We start from the raw sequence: 14,785 nt of genomic DNA, 5'->3' as shown, positions 1-14,785 counted from the left end.
GCTCAGGCAGTCTTGGTGAATTCGATGCGGCCCTCGGGCAGCAGGTAGAGCACCAGTGCGCGGCCGTCGCTCACGGTGGGCCGGTGGGCGCTGCCCGGCGGGTAGACGCACCAGCCGGCGGGCCGGCCGTCGAAGGCGGCGCGGCTGTCGGCCAGCGGCATGATCAGGTCGATCTCGCCGTGGGGGTGGACATGGTGCGGACCGGCAATGTCCTGCATGTCGACCACATCGACGGAAAAGCGGTGCAGGGCGTCGTCGGCCTTGAACACGCGGCCGTAGCGGATGCCGCCGCCCTCGCGCTCGCAGAGCCAACCCTCGGCCACGCCCTCTTCGCAGCTGGCCTTGAGCTGGGCATAGGTGGCGCTGCCGGCGCCGTGCTCGGCATTGAGCCAGGCGTCCAGCGCGGCATCGAGCGGCCGGCCGGCGATCTGGGCCGTCAGTGCGGCCACCTGGGCATGGAAGGCTTCCTTGGACATCGTGGATCTCGCTGTCGGGTGCTTGTCTCTCTTCGGGTTGACGCCAGTGCTTGCCGACGCCATTCATGTGCAGTATCTTGCTTGCGGACGAACCATAGAAGCGCCCTCGATGCATGTCAAGCAACATAGTGCATGTTGGGTGTTATCCCTAGGTCGGGTGAAGACGGAAGGGCCGCCGATGAATCGGTCGACGCGAGGGCCGGTGGCGCCTCGCGACAATGGAGATGTGAAGGACCATGCAATGAGCGAACCCGAGAGCGCGCTGCTGCCCCCCGCGGCGGAGGCTGGCGCGCATCCGCCGGAGGCCGCCAACACCGCCACGGGCGGCGAGAACCGCCACCCCCTGCTGGCCGCCGTGGGCGAGCGCGCCCGCAGCCTGCGCGCGCGCCGCGGCCTCACGCGCAAGGCGGTGGCGCAGGCGGCCGAGGTGTCGGAGCGCCACCTGGCCAACCTGGAATACGGCATGGGCAACGTGTCGATCCTGGTGCTGCAGCAGGTGGCCGGTGCGCTGCAGTGCTCCATGGCCGAACTGCTGGGCGACGCGACCACCAGCTCGCCCGAATGGCTGCTGATCCGCGAACTGCTCGAGAACCGCAGCGAGGCCGACCTGCGGCGGGCCCGCATCGCGCTGGGCGAGCTGCTGGGCACGGCAGGCATCGACCCCGCCCGCAAGCGCCGCTTCGCGCTGGTGGGGCTGCGCGGTGCCGGCAAGTCCACGCTGGGCCAGATGCTGGCCGAGGACCTGGGCCTGCCCTTCATCGAGCTCAGCCGCGAGATCGAGAAGTTCGCCGGCTGCAGCGTGCGCGAGATCCACGACCTGTACGGCACCAACGCCTATCGTCGCTACGAGCGCCGCGCATTGGAAGAGACGGTGCAGATCTATGGCGAGGTCGTCATCGCCACGCCGGGCGGCATCGTGTCGGACCCGGCCACTTTCAACGAGCTGCTGGCCCACTGCACCACCGTGTGGCTGCAGGCGCGGCCCGAGGAGCACATGGGCCGCGTCATCGCGCAAGGCGACATGCGCCCCATGGCCGCCAGCCGCGAGGCCATGGACGACCTCAAGCGCATCCTCGACGGCCGCGCCGCCTTCTATTCCAAGGCCGACCTCACGGTCGACACCGGCGGCACCACGCTGCCGCAGGCCTTCGAGGCGCTGCGGGCCGCGGTGCAGAAGGTGATGGCGGAGCCGGCCGGCGCCTGAGCACGGCGCAGCGTTTGGCCCTCAGTTCAGGCGGCGAACACTTCCTGCAGCGTTGCCAGCGTCTTGGCGAGGGTCTTCGCGGACAGCGCGCCCATCTTGCGGACCAGGCGGACCTTGTCCACCGTGCGAAGCTGGTCCAGCAGGATCAGGCCTTCGGTGCCCGCGTGCGTCACGGGGATGCGGAAGGGCGCGGCAAAGCCCTTGGACGTCATCGGCGCCACGATCACGGTGCGCAGGTGATCGTTCAATTCGGCCGGCGAGACGATGACGCACGGCCGGGACTTCTGGATCTCGCTGCCCACTGTGGGGTCGAGGTTGACCAGCCAGATTTCTCCGCGCTTCACCAGGCCAGGTCCTCGTCGCCTTCGTTGCCGAAGTCGCCCATGACCAGCGCATCGCCGCCCTGGGCGCTTAGGCGGGCTGCGGCGTCCGCCCAGCCTTCCCGGACGCGGGGCGCGGCTTTGCGCAGCAGGATGACGCCGTTCTCGACAAGCAATTCGGCATCCGTGACGTCCTCCAGACCGGCCTGAGCCAGCACAGTCTTGGGAAGCACGAGGCCCTTGCTGTTGCCGATGGCGCGGATGGTGACGGGAATGGCGGACATGGTGATAACAATGTTATTACGCCCAACGCCGGCCTGTCCAGAACCCTTTCGCCCTTCCGTTCACGCGTCGAGCCCATTCCGTTCGCCCTGAGCGTGTTGAAGGGCGGAACGGCGCGCAGGCGACAGAGGCGCCCGATCCACGCCGCGACGCCTGCATCCCCGGGATTTCCCCAGCCCCGAAAGCCGCCCGCCATCCCCGCTGCGGCTTGACGCCCACGTCAACATGCATGATGATGCATGTCATCGACGAAGCAACATGCAAACTGCTTCCGGTTGACCCACCCAGGAGACACCCCATGAGCGAGAGCGCAGCAGCAAGCAGCACCACCGCGGCCCAGGCGCCGGTGGACTACCGCACGGAACCCGGCCAGTACAAGCACTGGAAGCTCAGCACCGACGGCGCCATCGCCCGGCTGACGCTGGACATCGCCGAGGACGGCGGCCTGCGACCCGGCTACAAGCTCAAGCTCAACAGCTACGACCTGGGCGTGGACATCGAACTGCACGACGCACTCAACCGCGTTCGCTTCGAGCACCCCGAAGTGCGCACCGTCATCGTTACCAGCGCCCGCGATCGCATCTTCTGCTCGGGCGCCAACATCTTCATGCTGGGCCTTTCCAGCCATGCCTGGAAGGTGAACTTCTGCAAGTTCACCAACGAGACGCGCAACGGCATCGAGGACTCGTCCAAGCATTCCGGCCTCAAGTTCCTGGCCGCCGTCAACGGCGCCTGCGCCGGCGGCGGCTACGAGCTGGCCCTGGCCTGCGACGAGATCATGCTGGTGGACGACCGCTCTTCCGCCGTCAGCCTGCCCGAGGTGCCGCTGCTGGGCGTGCTGCCCGGCACCGGCGGCCTGACCCGCGTGACCGACAAGCGCCATGTGCGCCACGACCTGGCCGACATCTTCTGCACCAGCGTCGAAGGCGTGCGCGGCCAGCGGGCCGTGGAATGGCGCCTGGTCGATGCCGTGGCCAAGCCCGCCCAGTTCGGCGCCGCCGTGCAGGAGCGCGCGATGAAGCTGGCCGAAGGCAGCCCCCGCCCCGTCGGCGCCCGCGGCATCGCGCTGCCGCGCCTGGAACGCGAAGAGTCGGCCGACGGCATGCGCTACTCGCATGTCGAGGTGTCGGTGGACCGCGCCAAGCGCACCGCCACGCTCACGCTCATGGCCCCGCAGTCCGCGCTGCCCGCCGACATCGCGGCCATCGAGGCGGCCGGCGCCGGCTGGTGGCCGCTGGCCCTGGCCCGCGAGCTGGACGACGCCATCCTGCACCTGCGCACCAACGAGCCGGAGATCGGCACCTGGCTGCTCAAGACCCGCGGTGATGCCGAGGCCGTGCTGGCCGCCGACCGCCAGCTGCTGGCCCACCAGGACCACTGGCTGGCCCGCGAGACGCTGGGCGCGCTGCGCCGCACCTTTGCGCGGCTGGATGTGTCCTCGCGCACCCTGTTCGCCGTGGTGGACGAGGGTTCCTGCTTTGCCGGCCTGTTCGCCGAACTGGCCTTCGCCGCCGACCGCAGCTACATGCTGGCCCTGCCCGACGCGCCCGAAAAGGCGCCCAAGCTGGTGCTGGACGAACTCAACTTCGGCCTGCTGCCGCTGGTCAATGACCAGAGCCGCCTGCAACGCCGCTTCTACGAAGAGGCCGGCCCCATGGAAGCTGCCCGTGCCGCCGCCGGCCGCCCGATCGATGCCGACGAGGCGATGACGCTGGGCCTGGTCACCGCCGCGCCCGACGACATCGACTGGGAGGACGAACTGCGCATCGCGCTGGAAGAGCGCGCCGCCATGTCGCCCGACGCCCTGACCGGCCTGGAGGCCAACCTGCGCTTCGCCAGCCAGGAGAACATGCTGACCCGCATCTTCGGACGGCTGTCGGCCTGGCAGAACTGGATCTTCCAGCGTCCGAACGCCGTCGGCGAGGCGGGTGCATTGAAGGTCTACGGCACCGGCCAAAAGGCCGGCTTCGACATGAAAAGGGTCTAACCCCCAGGCTCCGCGGACGGCGTCCGCGCCGCCCACCCCCTTGCAGGGGGCGACGCCTGCGGCCCGGCAAAGCCGGTTCCGCGGCATCCCCCGCGAAGACGGCGTTCCCCACATCCTTCTTTCTCTCAACGAGGTCGAGACATGAACAGCATCAACTACAGCGAGAAGATCCCCAACAACGTCAACCTGGCCGAGGACCGCACGCTGCAGCGCGCGCTCGAGGGCTGGCAGCCCAACTTCATCAACTGGTGGGACGACGTGGGCCCCGAGGGCTCCACCAACTTCGACGTCTACCTGCGCACGGCGGTGAGCGTCGATCCCCAGGGCTGGGCTCAGTTCGGCCACGTGAAGATGCGCGACTACCGCTGGGGCATCTTCCTGAACCCGGGCGACGCCGAGCGCAAGATCCACTTCGGCGACCACATGGGCGAGAAGGCCTGGCAGGACGTGCCCGGCGAACACCGCGCCAACCTGCGCCGCATCATCGTCACCCAGGGCGACACCGAGCCCGCGTCGGTCGAGCAGCAGCGCCACCTGGGCCTCACCGCCCCGTCGATGTACGACCTGCGCAACCTCTTCCAGATCAACGTGGAGGAAGGCCGCCATCTGTGGGCCATGGTCTACCTGCTGCACAAGCACTTCGGCCGCGACGGTCGCGAAGAGGCCGAGGCGCTGCTGGAGCGTCAGAGCGGCGACGAGAACAATCCCCGCATCCTGGGCGCGTTCAACGAGAAGACGCCGGACTGGCTGAGCTTCTTCATGTTCACCTACTTCACCGACCGCGACGGCAAGTTCCAGCTGTCGGCCCTGGCCGAGTCCGCCTTCGACCCGCTGGCGCGCACCACCAAGTTCATGCTGACCGAGGAGGCGCACCACATGTTCGTGGGCGAGTCGGGCGTGAGCCGCGTGATCCAGCGCACCTGCCAGGTGATGAACGAACTCAAGACCGACGACGCGGCCAAGATCCGCGCCGCGGGCGCCATCGACCTGGAGACCATCCAGCGCTACCTGAACTTCCACTACTCGGTGACCATCGACCTGTTCGGCGCCGACCAGTCCAGCAACGCGGCCATCTTCTACAGCTCGGGTCTCAAGGGCCGCTATGAAGAGGGCAAGCGCACCGACGACCATGTCCTCAAGAGCCAGACCTACAAGGTCCTGGAGGTCAAGGACGGCCAGTTGCTGGAGAAGGAAGTGCCGATGCTCAACGCCCTCAACGAGGTGCTGCGCGACGACTTCATCAAGGACTCGGTGGCCGGCGTGAATCGCTGGAACAAGGTGATCGAGAAGGCCGGCGTTCCTTTCCGCCTCACGGTGCCGCACAAGGCCTTCAACCGCGCCATCGGCGCCCTGGCGGGCATCCGCATGTCACCGGACGGCCGCGTGGTGAGCGAGTCCGAGTGGGAATCGAAGAAGAAGGACTGGCTGCCCACCGACGAGGACCGCGCCTTCGTCGCCTCGCTCATGGGCCGCGTGGTCGAGCCCGGCAAGTTCGCCAACTGGATCGCGCCGCCGGTCATGGGCATCAACCGCCAGCCGGTGGATTTCGAGTACGTCCGCTTCGCCTGAACCCACAATGCGCCAAGGCCGTCCCGAAGAGGGACGGCCGACGCCGGGGCCTGGATTGCTGGGCCACCCCACATCGGCTGCCAAGGCCGGCAAGGAGACACACGATGGACATGGCTGTGGACGTGGCCGTGATCAAGCAGCACCTGATCGACCCCGAGATCTGCATCCGCTGCAACACCTGCGAGGCCACCTGCCCCATCGGGGCGATCACGCACGACGACCGCAACTACGTGGTCAAGGCCGATGTGTGCAACGGCTGCATGGCCTGCATCTCGCCCTGCCCGACGGGCTCCATCGACAACTGGCGCACGATGCCGGCGGCCAAGGCCTATCCGATCGAGGAACAGCTGCTGTGGGATGAGCTGCCGGCGGAACTCACGCCCGAGCAGCTGGCGGCCGAAGGCGTGCCCGCTGATGCCGCCGAGGCCGCGCCCGCGGCTGCACCGGCGAACGCGGACGCCGTGGCCGAGCCCGGCACCGCACCTTTCCATTCCGCCAGCTACGGCGCCACCCGTCCGCCCTGGTCGGCCGCGCATCCGTACACCAACCTGCATGCGCCCAAGAGTCCCATCGCCGCCACGGTGACGGGCAACTTCAACTGCACCGAGGCCGGGTTCGACAGCGAGACGCACCACATCGTGCTGGACTTCGGCGCCATGCCTTTCCCGGTGCTGGAGGGCCAGTCCATCGGCATCGTGCCGCCGGGCACCGATGCGCTGGGCCGTGCGCACCAGCCGCGCCAGTACTCGGTGGCCAGCGCCCGCAATGGCGAGCGGCCGGGCTACAACAACCTGTCGCTCACGGTGAAGCGCGTCACGCAGGACCACCAGGGCCAGGCCGTGCGGGGCCTCTGCTCCAACTACCTGTGCGACCTCAAGGTGGGCGACACCGTGCAGGTAGTCGGCCCCTTTGGCAGCAGCTTCCTGATGCCGAACCACCCCAAGTCGCACATCGTGATGATCTGCACCGGCACCGGCAGCGCGCCCATGCGGGCCATGACCGAGTGGCGGCGCCGGCTGCGCAAGAGCGGCAAGTTCGAGGGGGGCAAGCTGATGCTCTTCTTTGGAGCCCGCACGCAGCAGGAGCTGCCGTACTTCGGCCCGCTGACCAGCCTGCCCAAGGACTTCATCGACATCAACCTGGCCTTCTCCCGCACGCCCGGCCAGCCGAAGAAGTACGTGCAGGACCTGATGCGCGACCGCGCCGCCGACCTGGCACTGCTGCTGCGCGACGAGGCCGCCCACTTCTACGTCTGCGGTCTCAAGAGCATGGAAGAGGGCGTGGTGCTGGCCCTGCGCGACGTGGCTCACGAGGCCGGCCTGGATTGGGAACAGATCGCCGGGCGGCTCAAGCAGGAAGGGCGGCTGCACCTGGAGACGTACTGAGGCGGTCGCGAGCATCCCTGTCTCGCTATGGCCCACATAGAGGGCCTTGGCTCGCCAGGGCCCCGAGGGGGCGAGACACTCGGGGCACGCCGCCTGCCGGCCCTCACACACACCCGGAGCCCCGATGACCCCGCAGCCCACGACCGCGTTCCCCTCGCCCATCGCCCTCGACGCGATGCCCAGCTTCTCCGACTACGAGGCCGATGCCGTCGGCCGCGGCTTCGACGAGGTGATGGAGCGGGTCTGGACGCCGGGCACGCACGTCCACACGCACGGCCATCCCTTCGCGGTCGAAGCGTTGATGGTGGACGGCGAGCTCACCCTCACCATCGGGGACGAGACGCGCGTGCTGCACCGTGGGGACCGCTTCACGCTCACGCACGACCAGCCGCATGAGGAGTTGTATGGCGGTGAAGGGGCGGTCTATTGGGTCGCGCGCCGGCATGCAGCGGACTGAGGGGCCAGCCCTGCGCCTCGCAGGCCGGGCCGCGTCGCACGCGGCCGTCGCACCTGCGATGACGAAGGGACCCTGGCGATGAAGTTCGCCGACTTCCACGCAGGTCAGGTCATCGAGGCCGGCCCGCATGCCGTGACCGAAGACGAGGTGCTCGGCTTTGCCCGCCAGTGGGATCCGCAGTGGTTCCATACCGATCCCGACGCGGCAGCGCAAGGCGTGTTCGGTGGGTTGATCGCCAGCGGCTGGCACACCTGCGCCATCGCCATGCGGCTGGTGGTGCAGGCGGCGCTGCACGACTCCGAATCCTTCGCCTCGCCCGGTATCGATCAGATCCGATGGTCCCAGCCTGTGCGTCCCGGCGACCAGCTGCGTCTGCGGGCCGAGGTGATCGAGGCGCGCCGCTCCGACACCAAGGCACACCTGGGCATCCTGCGCTGGCGCTGGCAGCTGTTCAACCAGCACGAGGCGCAGGTGCTGGACGCGACGGTCACGAGCCTCTTCAGGCTGCCCTGAACAACGAGCAGCCCGGCCGGGCATGCCGGCTCCGTGGACGGCTGGCGCCGCTGACCTCGATGCGCCGCCCGCGTCAGCCCACTGCCGGCAGCACCTCGCCCCGGCACTCGCCGAAGCCGATGCGGGCGTGCCCGTCGCGCTCGCACCAGCCGCGCAGGATCACCGTGTCGCCGTCCTCCAGGAAGGTCCGCGTCTCGCCGGTGGCGGGAAGGTCGATGGGCTGGGTGCCGCCGCGCGACAGCTCGACGATGGCGCCCGCCTCGCCCGGCGTGGGGCCGGAGATGGTGCCGGTGCCCAGCAGGTCGCCCGGCTGCAGGTTGCAGCCGCCCACCGTGTGCTGCGCCACCATCTGCGCCAGCGTCCAGTACTGGTGCCGAAAGCTCGTGGCCGACAGGCGGTCGCCGGCATGGCCGGCGGCGCGGTGGCGCGGGCTCTGCAGCCGCACTTCCAGCTGCACGTCCACGCCGCCGGCCTCGCGGTTGGTTGGGCTGTCCAGGTAGGCGAGCGGTTGCGGCTCGTCCGCTGCGCGGGTGAAGGGCACGCGGTACGGCGCCAGCGCCTCCATGGTCACGATCCAGGGCGAGACGCTGGTGCAGAAGTTCTTGCCCAGGAAGGGGCCCAGCGGTGCCATCTCCCAGAACTGATGGTCGCGGGCCGACCAGTCGTTGAGCAGGCACATGCCGAAGATGTGCGATTCGGCCTCGCCGATGCCGATGGGCCGGCCCTGTGCATTGCCCGGGCCCACGTAGAAGCCCATCTCCAGCTCGTAGTCCAGCCGGCGGCAGGGGCCGTACTGCGGCGCGCTGGCGCCGGGCGCCATGGCCTGGCCCATGGGCCGGTGGAAGGCCGTGCCGCTGGGCATCACGCTGGAAGCGCGACCGTGGTACGCGATGGGCAGCCAGCGGAAGTTGGGCGTGAGCGGATCGTCGGGCTTGAGTACCCGGCCCACGTTCAGCGCGTGGTGCACCGAGGTGTAGAAGTCGGTGTAGTCGCCGATGCGGCTGGGCAGGCCCATCTCGGCCTGGGCCTGGGGCAGGAGGGCGTCGCGCAGCGCGTCGGGGGCGGGGCCGGTGGCACCCTCGCGCAGGGCATCGAAGAGCGCGAGGCGCAGCGCATGCCAGGCCTCGGGTCCCATTGCCATCAGCGCATTGAGCGTGGGCTGGGAGGCCGCCTGCAAGGTGAGTCCCGCCAGTCCCGTGAAGGCGCCGCTGGCCGAGGCGGCCTGCAGGTCGATCACCTGATCGCCGATGGCCACGCCACCCCGCAGGGCCTTGTGGGTGCCGGCAGGGCGGAAGACGCCGAAGGGCATGTTCTGGATCGGGAAGTCGCAGCCCGCAGCGTTGGCGCTGGTCAGCCAGCTGCGCGCATGGGCGTCATGGGTGCGGTCGAGCGTCATCGATCCGGTTCCTCAGGCCGAGGCCATCAAGGCGTCGTCGAAGATGGCGACGGCGCGCGTCCAGCCGGCCGACGCGCCGCGGATCTTGTGCGGGAAGCAGCTGATGAAGAAGCCATCCGGCGGCAACGCTTCCAGGTTGTGCAGCTTCTCGATGTGGCAGTAGCCGATGTCGCGGCCCGCCTTGTGGCCTTCCCAGATCAGTCCGGCGTCCTTCGTCTCGCCGTACTTCTGCGCGGTGTGGACGAAGGGCGCGTCCCAGCTCCAGCCGTCGGTGCCGGTCAGGCGCACGCCGCGCTCCAGCAGGTACATGGTGGCCTCGTAGCCCATGCCGCAGCCGCTGGAGACATAGTCGTTCTGGCCGTAGCGTTCGCCGGCGCGGGTGTTGACCACCACGATCTCCAGCGGCTTGAGCGTGTGGCCGATGCGGGCCAGCTCGGCCTCGACGTCGGCGCCCGTGACCACGTAGCCGTCGGCGAAGTGGCGGAAGTCCAGCTTCACGCCGGGCTGGAAGCACCACTCCAGCGGCACGGCATCGATGGTGATGGCGGGCTTCTTCTCGCCCAGCGCCTTGTCCATGGTGGAGTGGAAGTGGTAGGGCGCATCCAGGTGCGTGCCGTTGTGGGTGGACAGCTGCACCTGCTCCACCGCCCAGCCCTCGCCGTCGGGCAGGTCGGCCTTCTGCAGGCCGGGAAAGAAGGGCACGATCTGCTCCACGGTGTTCTCGTGCGTGAAGTACTGGATCTTGGGCGCGAAGGGCGGCGGGTCGCTCACCACATCGTTCTCGAGGTAGATGGACAGGTCGACGAATTGGCGGGGCATGGCGGGTCTCCTTGGTGTGGTTCCGTGGGGTGTGAGGGTCAGGGGCGTTGCCAGCGCAGGAGTCGGTGCTCCGCGAAGGCCAGCAGCCCGTTGCTGACGAAGCCGATCAGCCCCAGCAGCACGATGCCGGCGAACAGCTCGCTGGCGCGGAAAGCGCGCGCCGCCAGCAGGATGGCCTGGCCCAGGCCGCCCTGCGAGGCGATCATCTCGCCCACCACGGCCACGATCAGCGCGACGGTGAGGGCCAGGCGCATGCCGGCCAGGATGTCGGGCATGGCATGGGGCAGGCCGATCTTGAGGATGAAGGCGGTGCGCGACAGCTGCAGGCAGCGCGTCACCTCGGCCAGCCGCGCATCGACGGTGGCCAGCCCATGCACCGTGGCCAGCAGCACCGGCCACATGGCGCCGAAGGCCACCACTACCAGCACCATGCGCGGGCTCAGCCCGAAGATGGCGATGGCCACCGGCAGCACGGCGGACGCAGGCAGCGGCCGGATGAACTCCAGCATGGGCTGCAGCCAGGCCCGGGCCGCGGCCGAGGCGCCGATGAACACGCCCAGCGCCACACCCGCGAGCGAAGCGAGCAGCCAGCCCTGCAGCATGCGGCCGACGGTGTCGAGCGTCCAGCCCGCCAGTTCGCCGTTGCCCTTGCCGCGCAGGTTGAAGCCCTCGGCCAGCGCGTCCCAGGTCGCCTGCGGCGTAGGCAGGAAGACGCGGCTGACCCAGCCCAGGTTGCTGGCCAGCCACCACAGCGCGATCAGTGCGCCAAGCACCAGGGCCGAGCCCAGCCAGCTGCTCATCTTCAGGCGCTCGTTCATGCGGCCCCCATGCGACGGCCGACGCGCTGCTGCAGCCGCAGCATGCCGGCATTGATCGCATAGCCCACCACGCCGATCCAGCCCAGCCAGGCCAGCATCAGCGCGGGGTCGAAGCTCTGCTGCGCGATCATCATGGCGTAGCCCATGCCGTTGGGATTGGCAGCGATCTCCACCGTCACGGCCACCACCAGCGCCACGGCCACGCCCAGGCGCAGCGCCACGAAGAGCCGCGGCGCGATGGCCGGCAGCACGATCTTGAAGGCCCGCTCGCGCGCCGAGAGGCCAAGCACGCGGCTCACCTCCAGCAGCCGCGGCTCCACCTGCCGCACGGCGGCCTGCACCAGCAGCATCAGCGGCCAGAAGGTGGCGAAGGCGACCACCGCCATCTCCATGCGCACGCCGAAGCCGAACATCAGCATGGCCAGCGGGATCAGCGCCACCGAGGGCACGGTGCGCAGCAGCTCGGTGGTCATGAAGCCCATGCGGGCGGCGCGGGCCGAGAGGCCCAGCGCGATGCCGCCGGCCAGGGCGAGCAGGGCGCCGACCAAGAGGCCGAGGGCCGCGGTGCCGAGGGTGAAGGCGGTGGCCTGCCAGAGCGAGCCATCCATGGCCGCGCCCCACCAGGCCTCGACGGCGGCGCTGACGGGGGCCAGCGAATCGCTGCCCAGGGCCGAGGCGCGGCGGGCGTAGAGCTCGAATGCGATCAGCAGCAGGGCGGGGATGACCCAGGGGCGCAGGCGGGCGAGGGGGTGTGGCTTGCCGGCTGGCGTTGCCGTTTGGGCAGGCGCTTCGACAGGCTCAGCGCGAACGGCTGGGGATGTGCGCGGCGCTTCGACGGGCTCAGCGCGAACGGGCTGGGGTGCGCGCATCGCTTCGGCCCGCTCAGCCATGGCCTTCCTCGATGAAGGTGAAGAGCTCGCGGCGCAGGCGCACGAACTCGGGATGCTCCCGCGTGCTCAGCTGGTCGCGCGGGCGGGGAATGGGCACGTCGATCATGCGGGCCAGGCTGGGCCGGCCCGGGCCCGGATTGGCCTGCAGGGCCACCACGCGGTCGCCGAGGTAGATGGCCTCTTCCAGGTCGTGGGTGACGAAGATCACCGTCAGGCCGTCGTCGCGCACCAGGCGCGCCAGCTCGTCCTGCAGGCCCTGGCGCGTCATGGCGTCCAGTGCGCCGAAGGGCTCGTCCATCAGCATCAGCTCGGGGCGCTGGGCCAGGCAGCGGGCGATCTGCACGCGCTGCTGCATGCCGCCCGACAGCTGCAGCGGAAACTTGTTCGCATGCGCCGCCAGGCCCACCTTGGCCAGCACCTCGGCCGCCCGGGCCGCATGCTCGGCGGTGGGCACGCGCGCGGCCTCCAGGGCCAGGCGCACATTGCCTTCTACCGTGCGCCAGGGCAGCAGGGCGCGGCCGTAGTCCTGGAACACGAAGGCGATCTCGCGCGCAGGCTGCGTGATGGGCACGCCATGACGCAACACGCGGCCCGCGGTGGGCGTGACCAGCGCGCTGGCGGTGCGCAGCAGCGTGGTCTTGCCGCAGCCGCTGGCGCCGACGATGCAGACGAACTCGCCGCGCCGCACCTCGAAGCTGGTGGGCGACAGGATCTCGCGGCCGCCCAGGCGGATGCTCACCTCGTCGAAGCGCAGCAGCGGTGCGGCCGCCGCGGGCGTGGCGTTGGAGGACGTCGCCTGCGTCGCCTCGGCGGCCATCCGGGTGGCCATGAAGTCGGGGGCTCCCATGACGTGCGCCCCGCCTCAGCGGGCGATCAGCCGCGCCACGTCGGGCGAGCCCTTGAGCATGTCCTGGTCCTTCATCAGCCCCACCCAGTAGGCCAGTTGCTTGTCGGTGACGACAGGGCCGGGCGGCGAGACCTGCACCTTGGCCAGCACGTCCGGCGGCAGCTTGATGTACTTGCCGATGGCGGCGCGCACGCGGGCATCGTTCTTCGGCTGGGCCATGAAGGCGGCGGCCTCCACCAGCGACTCGCGGAAGGCGCGCACCGCCTGCGGGTTCTTCTCGGCCCATTCGCGGCGGGCCGCATGCACGATGGTCTGGTTGCCCTCGGGCAGGAAGGTGGAGTAGTAGCTCGCCACATAGCCCGCGCCCGATTCGGTGATGCGGCTCATGAAGGGGTCGGCCGACACCACCGCGTCCACCGAGCCGCCGCGCAGCAGGTCCGCATGCTGCGGGAAGGCGGCCTCGACGAAGTTGACCTTGCGGTAGTCCACGCCCTGGTCCTTGAGCCAGGCGCGGAAGGTCACGTGCAGGAAGGCGCCCAGGCCCGGCACGCCGATCTTCTTGCCCACGCAGTCCTGCGCATTCTTGATGCCCGAGCCGGCGCGCGCCACCAGGCCGAAGCCGGTGATGCTCTTGGAGGTGAGGCCACCGCCGGCCACCAGCACCAGGTCGAGGCCGCCATCGACCGCCTGCAGGAAGACCGAGGGCGTGGGCCCGCCAATGGTGAGCGAGTCGGATTGCAGCGCCGCCGGGATCGTCGAGTTGAGCGGAATGAACTTGGGCTCCACGTCCAGCGCACGCTTGCCGAAGTAGCCCTCTTCCTTGGCCACGAAGACCGAGGCGAAGTCGGTCACGGCCGTGAAGCCGAACACGATCCTGGTGGTGCCCTGTGCGCGGGCGGGCAGCGCTGCGGCGGCCAGGGTGGCGGCGCCGAGTGCCGAGAGTGCGGTGCGTCTTTTCATCAGGCTTGTCTCCTTGGGTTTGTCTTCTTGGCGGGCGCCGCAGCCTTGCGGGCGGCGCGGGGGCGGGGCATGGCGGCGCGAAGCCCGCCGGCGATGAAGGCCACCAGCAGTGCGCTGCCGGCCGCCTCGTTGGCCTGGGCCTGGCCGCCGGACAGGCGCTCCACCCGCGTGTCCGTCAGGTGGTGCAGCAGCGCGCCGAGGGCGAACTGGTAGCCCCAGGCCACCTGCGCCCGCGTGGCATGGGGCAGGGCGCGCTGCAGGGCGTCGATGAAGGCGTTGGCCAGCGGGTCGAAGTAGTGCCGCAGCACGCGGTCGGCCTCTTCGGTGACGTGCGAGAGCTCGCGGGCCACCAGCCGCGCGTAGTACTCGCCTTCGCTGCTGGCGCGCAGGGCCAGCACCGGCGCCGTGAAGGCGTCGATGATGCGGGGCAGCGTGCGCGCGTCCGCCGGATCGATGGGCACCTCGGCCAGCGCGGCCAGCCGGCGTTCGATGGTCTGGTTCCAGTGCTCGAAGATGGCCTCGAACAGCGCGTTCTTGGGGCCGAAGTAGTAGCCCACCAGCGCCAGCGGCACGCCCGCCTCGTCGGCGATCTGGCGGATGCTCACGGCGTGGTAGCCGTGGCGGGCGAAGAGCTTCTCGGCCGCCAGAAGGATGGCCTGCCGACGGTCCAGCCGCACCTCGCTGGTGGCGGTGCGGACCGCACGGGAGGCGGCGGGGGCGGAGGCAGGCCGGGCACTCATGCCGCGCATTGAACAGTCGTACAAATTTCTTGTACACACGTACAAACCATGAGGCGACGGCGGCTTGGTCGCCGCGAGGCCGACGCGGTGGCGCCCCGGGCGTGTGGCATGACCTGGGTGCG

General features: G+C 69.8%; 16 protein-coding genes. 6 read left to right on the top strand and 10 right to left on the bottom strand.

The genetic code is table 11. From position 1 onward, the window contains the following. Positions 1-2 precede the first annotated feature (2 nt). Positions 3-476 (bottom strand): DUF4863 family protein, encoded by a 474-nt coding sequence (locus BXA03_RS06040; RefSeq protein WP_076505073.1) that lies wholly within the window; start codon positions 474-476, stop codon positions 3-5. Positions 477-717: 241 nt separating this feature from the next. Between BXA03_RS06040 and BXA03_RS06035 the strand changes: the two genes are divergently transcribed. Beyond that, positions 718-1,680, top strand: coding sequence for a helix-turn-helix transcriptional regulator (locus tag BXA03_RS06035; RefSeq protein WP_076505068.1), 963 nt, complete (start codon positions 718-720; stop codon positions 1,678-1,680). A gap of 26 nt (positions 1,681-1,706) precedes the next feature. Here BXA03_RS06035 and BXA03_RS06030 read toward each other — a convergent pair whose 3' ends face one another. Continuing rightward, positions 1,707-2,027 (bottom strand): type II toxin-antitoxin system PemK/MazF family toxin, encoded by a 321-nt coding sequence (locus BXA03_RS06030; RefSeq protein WP_076505065.1) that lies wholly within the window; start codon positions 2,025-2,027, stop codon positions 1,707-1,709. Then, positions 2,021-2,284, bottom strand: a complete 264-nt coding sequence (locus BXA03_RS06025; RefSeq protein ID WP_076505063.1) for an AbrB/MazE/SpoVT family DNA-binding domain-containing protein — start codon at positions 2,282-2,284, stop codon at positions 2,021-2,023. The genes BXA03_RS06030 and BXA03_RS06025 overlap by 7 nt, the downstream gene beginning before the upstream one ends. A gap of 296 nt (positions 2,285-2,580) precedes the next feature. On the opposite strand from BXA03_RS06025, the gene boxC reads away from it, so the two are divergent. The 5 genes from boxC to BXA03_RS06000 all read left to right on the top strand — a co-directional run bounded on the left by boxC (position 2,581) and on the right by BXA03_RS06000 (position 8,193). Next, positions 2,581-4,269 (top strand): 2,3-epoxybenzoyl-CoA dihydrolase, encoded by a 1,689-nt coding sequence (gene boxC, locus BXA03_RS06020; protein ID WP_076505061.1) that lies wholly within the window; start codon positions 2,581-2,583, stop codon positions 4,267-4,269. Positions 4,270-4,410: 141 nt separating this feature from the next. Continuing rightward, entirely contained in the window at positions 4,411-5,838 is a 1,428-nt protein-coding gene (gene boxB / locus BXA03_RS06015; RefSeq protein ID WP_076505058.1) for a benzoyl-CoA 2,3-epoxidase subunit BoxB, read from the top strand. A gap of 104 nt (positions 5,839-5,942) precedes the next feature. Continuing rightward, positions 5,943-7,223, top strand: coding sequence for a benzoyl-CoA 2,3-epoxidase subunit BoxA (gene boxA / locus BXA03_RS06010; protein ID WP_076505057.1), 1,281 nt, complete (start codon positions 5,943-5,945; stop codon positions 7,221-7,223). A 124-nt stretch (positions 7,224-7,347) separates the two neighbouring features. Then, positions 7,348-7,680, top strand: coding sequence for a cupin domain-containing protein (locus tag BXA03_RS06005; RefSeq protein WP_234983615.1), 333 nt, complete (start codon positions 7,348-7,350; stop codon positions 7,678-7,680). A gap of 78 nt (positions 7,681-7,758) precedes the next feature. After that, entirely contained in the window at positions 7,759-8,193 is a 435-nt protein-coding gene (locus tag BXA03_RS06000) for a MaoC family dehydratase (RefSeq protein WP_076505054.1), read from the top strand. A 73-nt stretch (positions 8,194-8,266) separates the two neighbouring features. Here BXA03_RS06000 and fahA read toward each other — a convergent pair whose 3' ends face one another. Genes fahA through BXA03_RS05965 form a run of 7 tightly spaced genes read right to left on the bottom strand, consistent with a single transcriptional unit; the run spans position 8,267 to position 14,663 of the window. Further along, complete coding sequence (gene fahA, locus BXA03_RS05995; protein ID WP_076505052.1) at positions 8,267-9,589, bottom strand: fumarylacetoacetase; 1,323 nt, start codon at positions 9,587-9,589, stop codon at positions 8,267-8,269. A 12-nt stretch (positions 9,590-9,601) separates the two neighbouring features. After that, a complete protein-coding gene (locus BXA03_RS05990; RefSeq protein WP_076505050.1) occupies positions 9,602-10,408 on the bottom strand; it encodes a cyclase family protein in 807 nt (268 codons plus the stop codon). A gap of 38 nt (positions 10,409-10,446) precedes the next feature. Then, positions 10,447-11,226 carry an ABC transporter permease gene (locus BXA03_RS05985; protein WP_076505048.1) on the bottom strand — a complete coding sequence of 260 codons (780 nt, stop codon included), beginning with the start codon at positions 11,224-11,226 and terminating at the stop codon, positions 10,447-10,449. Next, a complete protein-coding gene (locus tag BXA03_RS05980; protein WP_234983614.1) occupies positions 11,223-12,116 on the bottom strand; it encodes an ABC transporter permease in 894 nt (297 codons plus the stop codon). The genes BXA03_RS05985 and BXA03_RS05980 overlap by 4 nt, the downstream gene beginning before the upstream one ends. Beyond that, positions 12,109-12,933 carry an ABC transporter ATP-binding protein gene (locus tag BXA03_RS05975; RefSeq protein WP_076505045.1) on the bottom strand — a complete coding sequence of 275 codons (825 nt, stop codon included), beginning with the start codon at positions 12,931-12,933 and terminating at the stop codon, positions 12,109-12,111. The genes BXA03_RS05980 and BXA03_RS05975 overlap by 8 nt, the downstream gene beginning before the upstream one ends. A gap of 45 nt (positions 12,934-12,978) precedes the next feature. Then, positions 12,979-13,926, bottom strand: a complete 948-nt coding sequence (locus BXA03_RS05970) for an ABC transporter substrate-binding protein (RefSeq protein WP_076505740.1) — start codon at positions 13,924-13,926, stop codon at positions 12,979-12,981. After that, a complete protein-coding gene (locus BXA03_RS05965) occupies positions 13,923-14,663 on the bottom strand; it encodes a TetR/AcrR family transcriptional regulator (protein WP_076505739.1) in 741 nt (246 codons plus the stop codon). The genes BXA03_RS05970 and BXA03_RS05965 overlap by 4 nt, the downstream gene beginning before the upstream one ends. Positions 14,664-14,785: the final 122 nt, after the last annotated feature.

Source organism: Pseudacidovorax sp. RU35E (assembly GCF_900156165.1).
Classification (GTDB): domain Bacteria; phylum Pseudomonadota; class Gammaproteobacteria; order Burkholderiales; family Burkholderiaceae_C; genus Xenophilus.
This window is presented reverse-complemented; position numbering and strand designations above follow the sequence as displayed.

What these genes read in the sequence shown, in the direction of transcription:
- BXA03_RS06040 (WP_076505073.1), bottom strand. Translation starts at nt 476, where the DNA reads ATGTCCAAGGAAGCCTTCCATGCCCAGGTGGCCGCACTGACGGCCCAG.
- BXA03_RS06035 (WP_076505068.1), top strand. Translation starts at nt 718, where the DNA reads ATGAGCGAACCCGAGAGCGCGCTGCTGCCCCCCGCGGCGGAGGCTGGC.
- BXA03_RS06025 (WP_076505063.1), bottom strand. Translation starts at nt 2,284, where the DNA reads ATGTCCGCCATTCCCGTCACCATCCGCGCCATCGGCAACAGCAAGGGC.
- boxC (WP_076505061.1), top strand. Translation starts at nt 2,581, where the DNA reads ATGAGCGAGAGCGCAGCAGCAAGCAGCACCACCGCGGCCCAGGCGCCG.
- boxB (WP_076505058.1), top strand. Translation starts at nt 4,411, where the DNA reads ATGAACAGCATCAACTACAGCGAGAAGATCCCCAACAACGTCAACCTG.
- boxA (WP_076505057.1), top strand. Translation starts at nt 5,943, where the DNA reads ATGGACATGGCTGTGGACGTGGCCGTGATCAAGCAGCACCTGATCGAC.
- BXA03_RS06005 (WP_234983615.1), top strand. Translation starts at nt 7,348, where the DNA reads ATGACCCCGCAGCCCACGACCGCGTTCCCCTCGCCCATCGCCCTCGAC.
- BXA03_RS06000 (WP_076505054.1), top strand. Translation starts at nt 7,759, where the DNA reads ATGAAGTTCGCCGACTTCCACGCAGGTCAGGTCATCGAGGCCGGCCCG.
- fahA (WP_076505052.1), bottom strand. Translation starts at nt 9,589, where the DNA reads ATGACGCTCGACCGCACCCATGACGCCCATGCGCGCAGCTGGCTGACC.
- BXA03_RS05990 (WP_076505050.1), bottom strand. Translation starts at nt 10,408, where the DNA reads ATGCCCCGCCAATTCGTCGACCTGTCCATCTACCTCGAGAACGATGTG.
- BXA03_RS05985 (WP_076505048.1), bottom strand. Translation starts at nt 11,226, where the DNA reads ATGAACGAGCGCCTGAAGATGAGCAGCTGGCTGGGCTCGGCCCTGGTG.
- BXA03_RS05980 (WP_234983614.1), bottom strand. Translation starts at nt 12,116, where the DNA reads ATGGCTGAGCGGGCCGAAGCGATGCGCGCACCCCAGCCCGTTCGCGCT.
- BXA03_RS05975 (WP_076505045.1), bottom strand. Translation starts at nt 12,933, where the DNA reads ATGGCCGCCGAGGCGACGCAGGCGACGTCCTCCAACGCCACGCCCGCG.
- BXA03_RS05965 (WP_076505739.1), bottom strand. Translation starts at nt 14,663, where the DNA reads ATGAGTGCCCGGCCTGCCTCCGCCCCCGCCGCCTCCCGTGCGGTCCGC.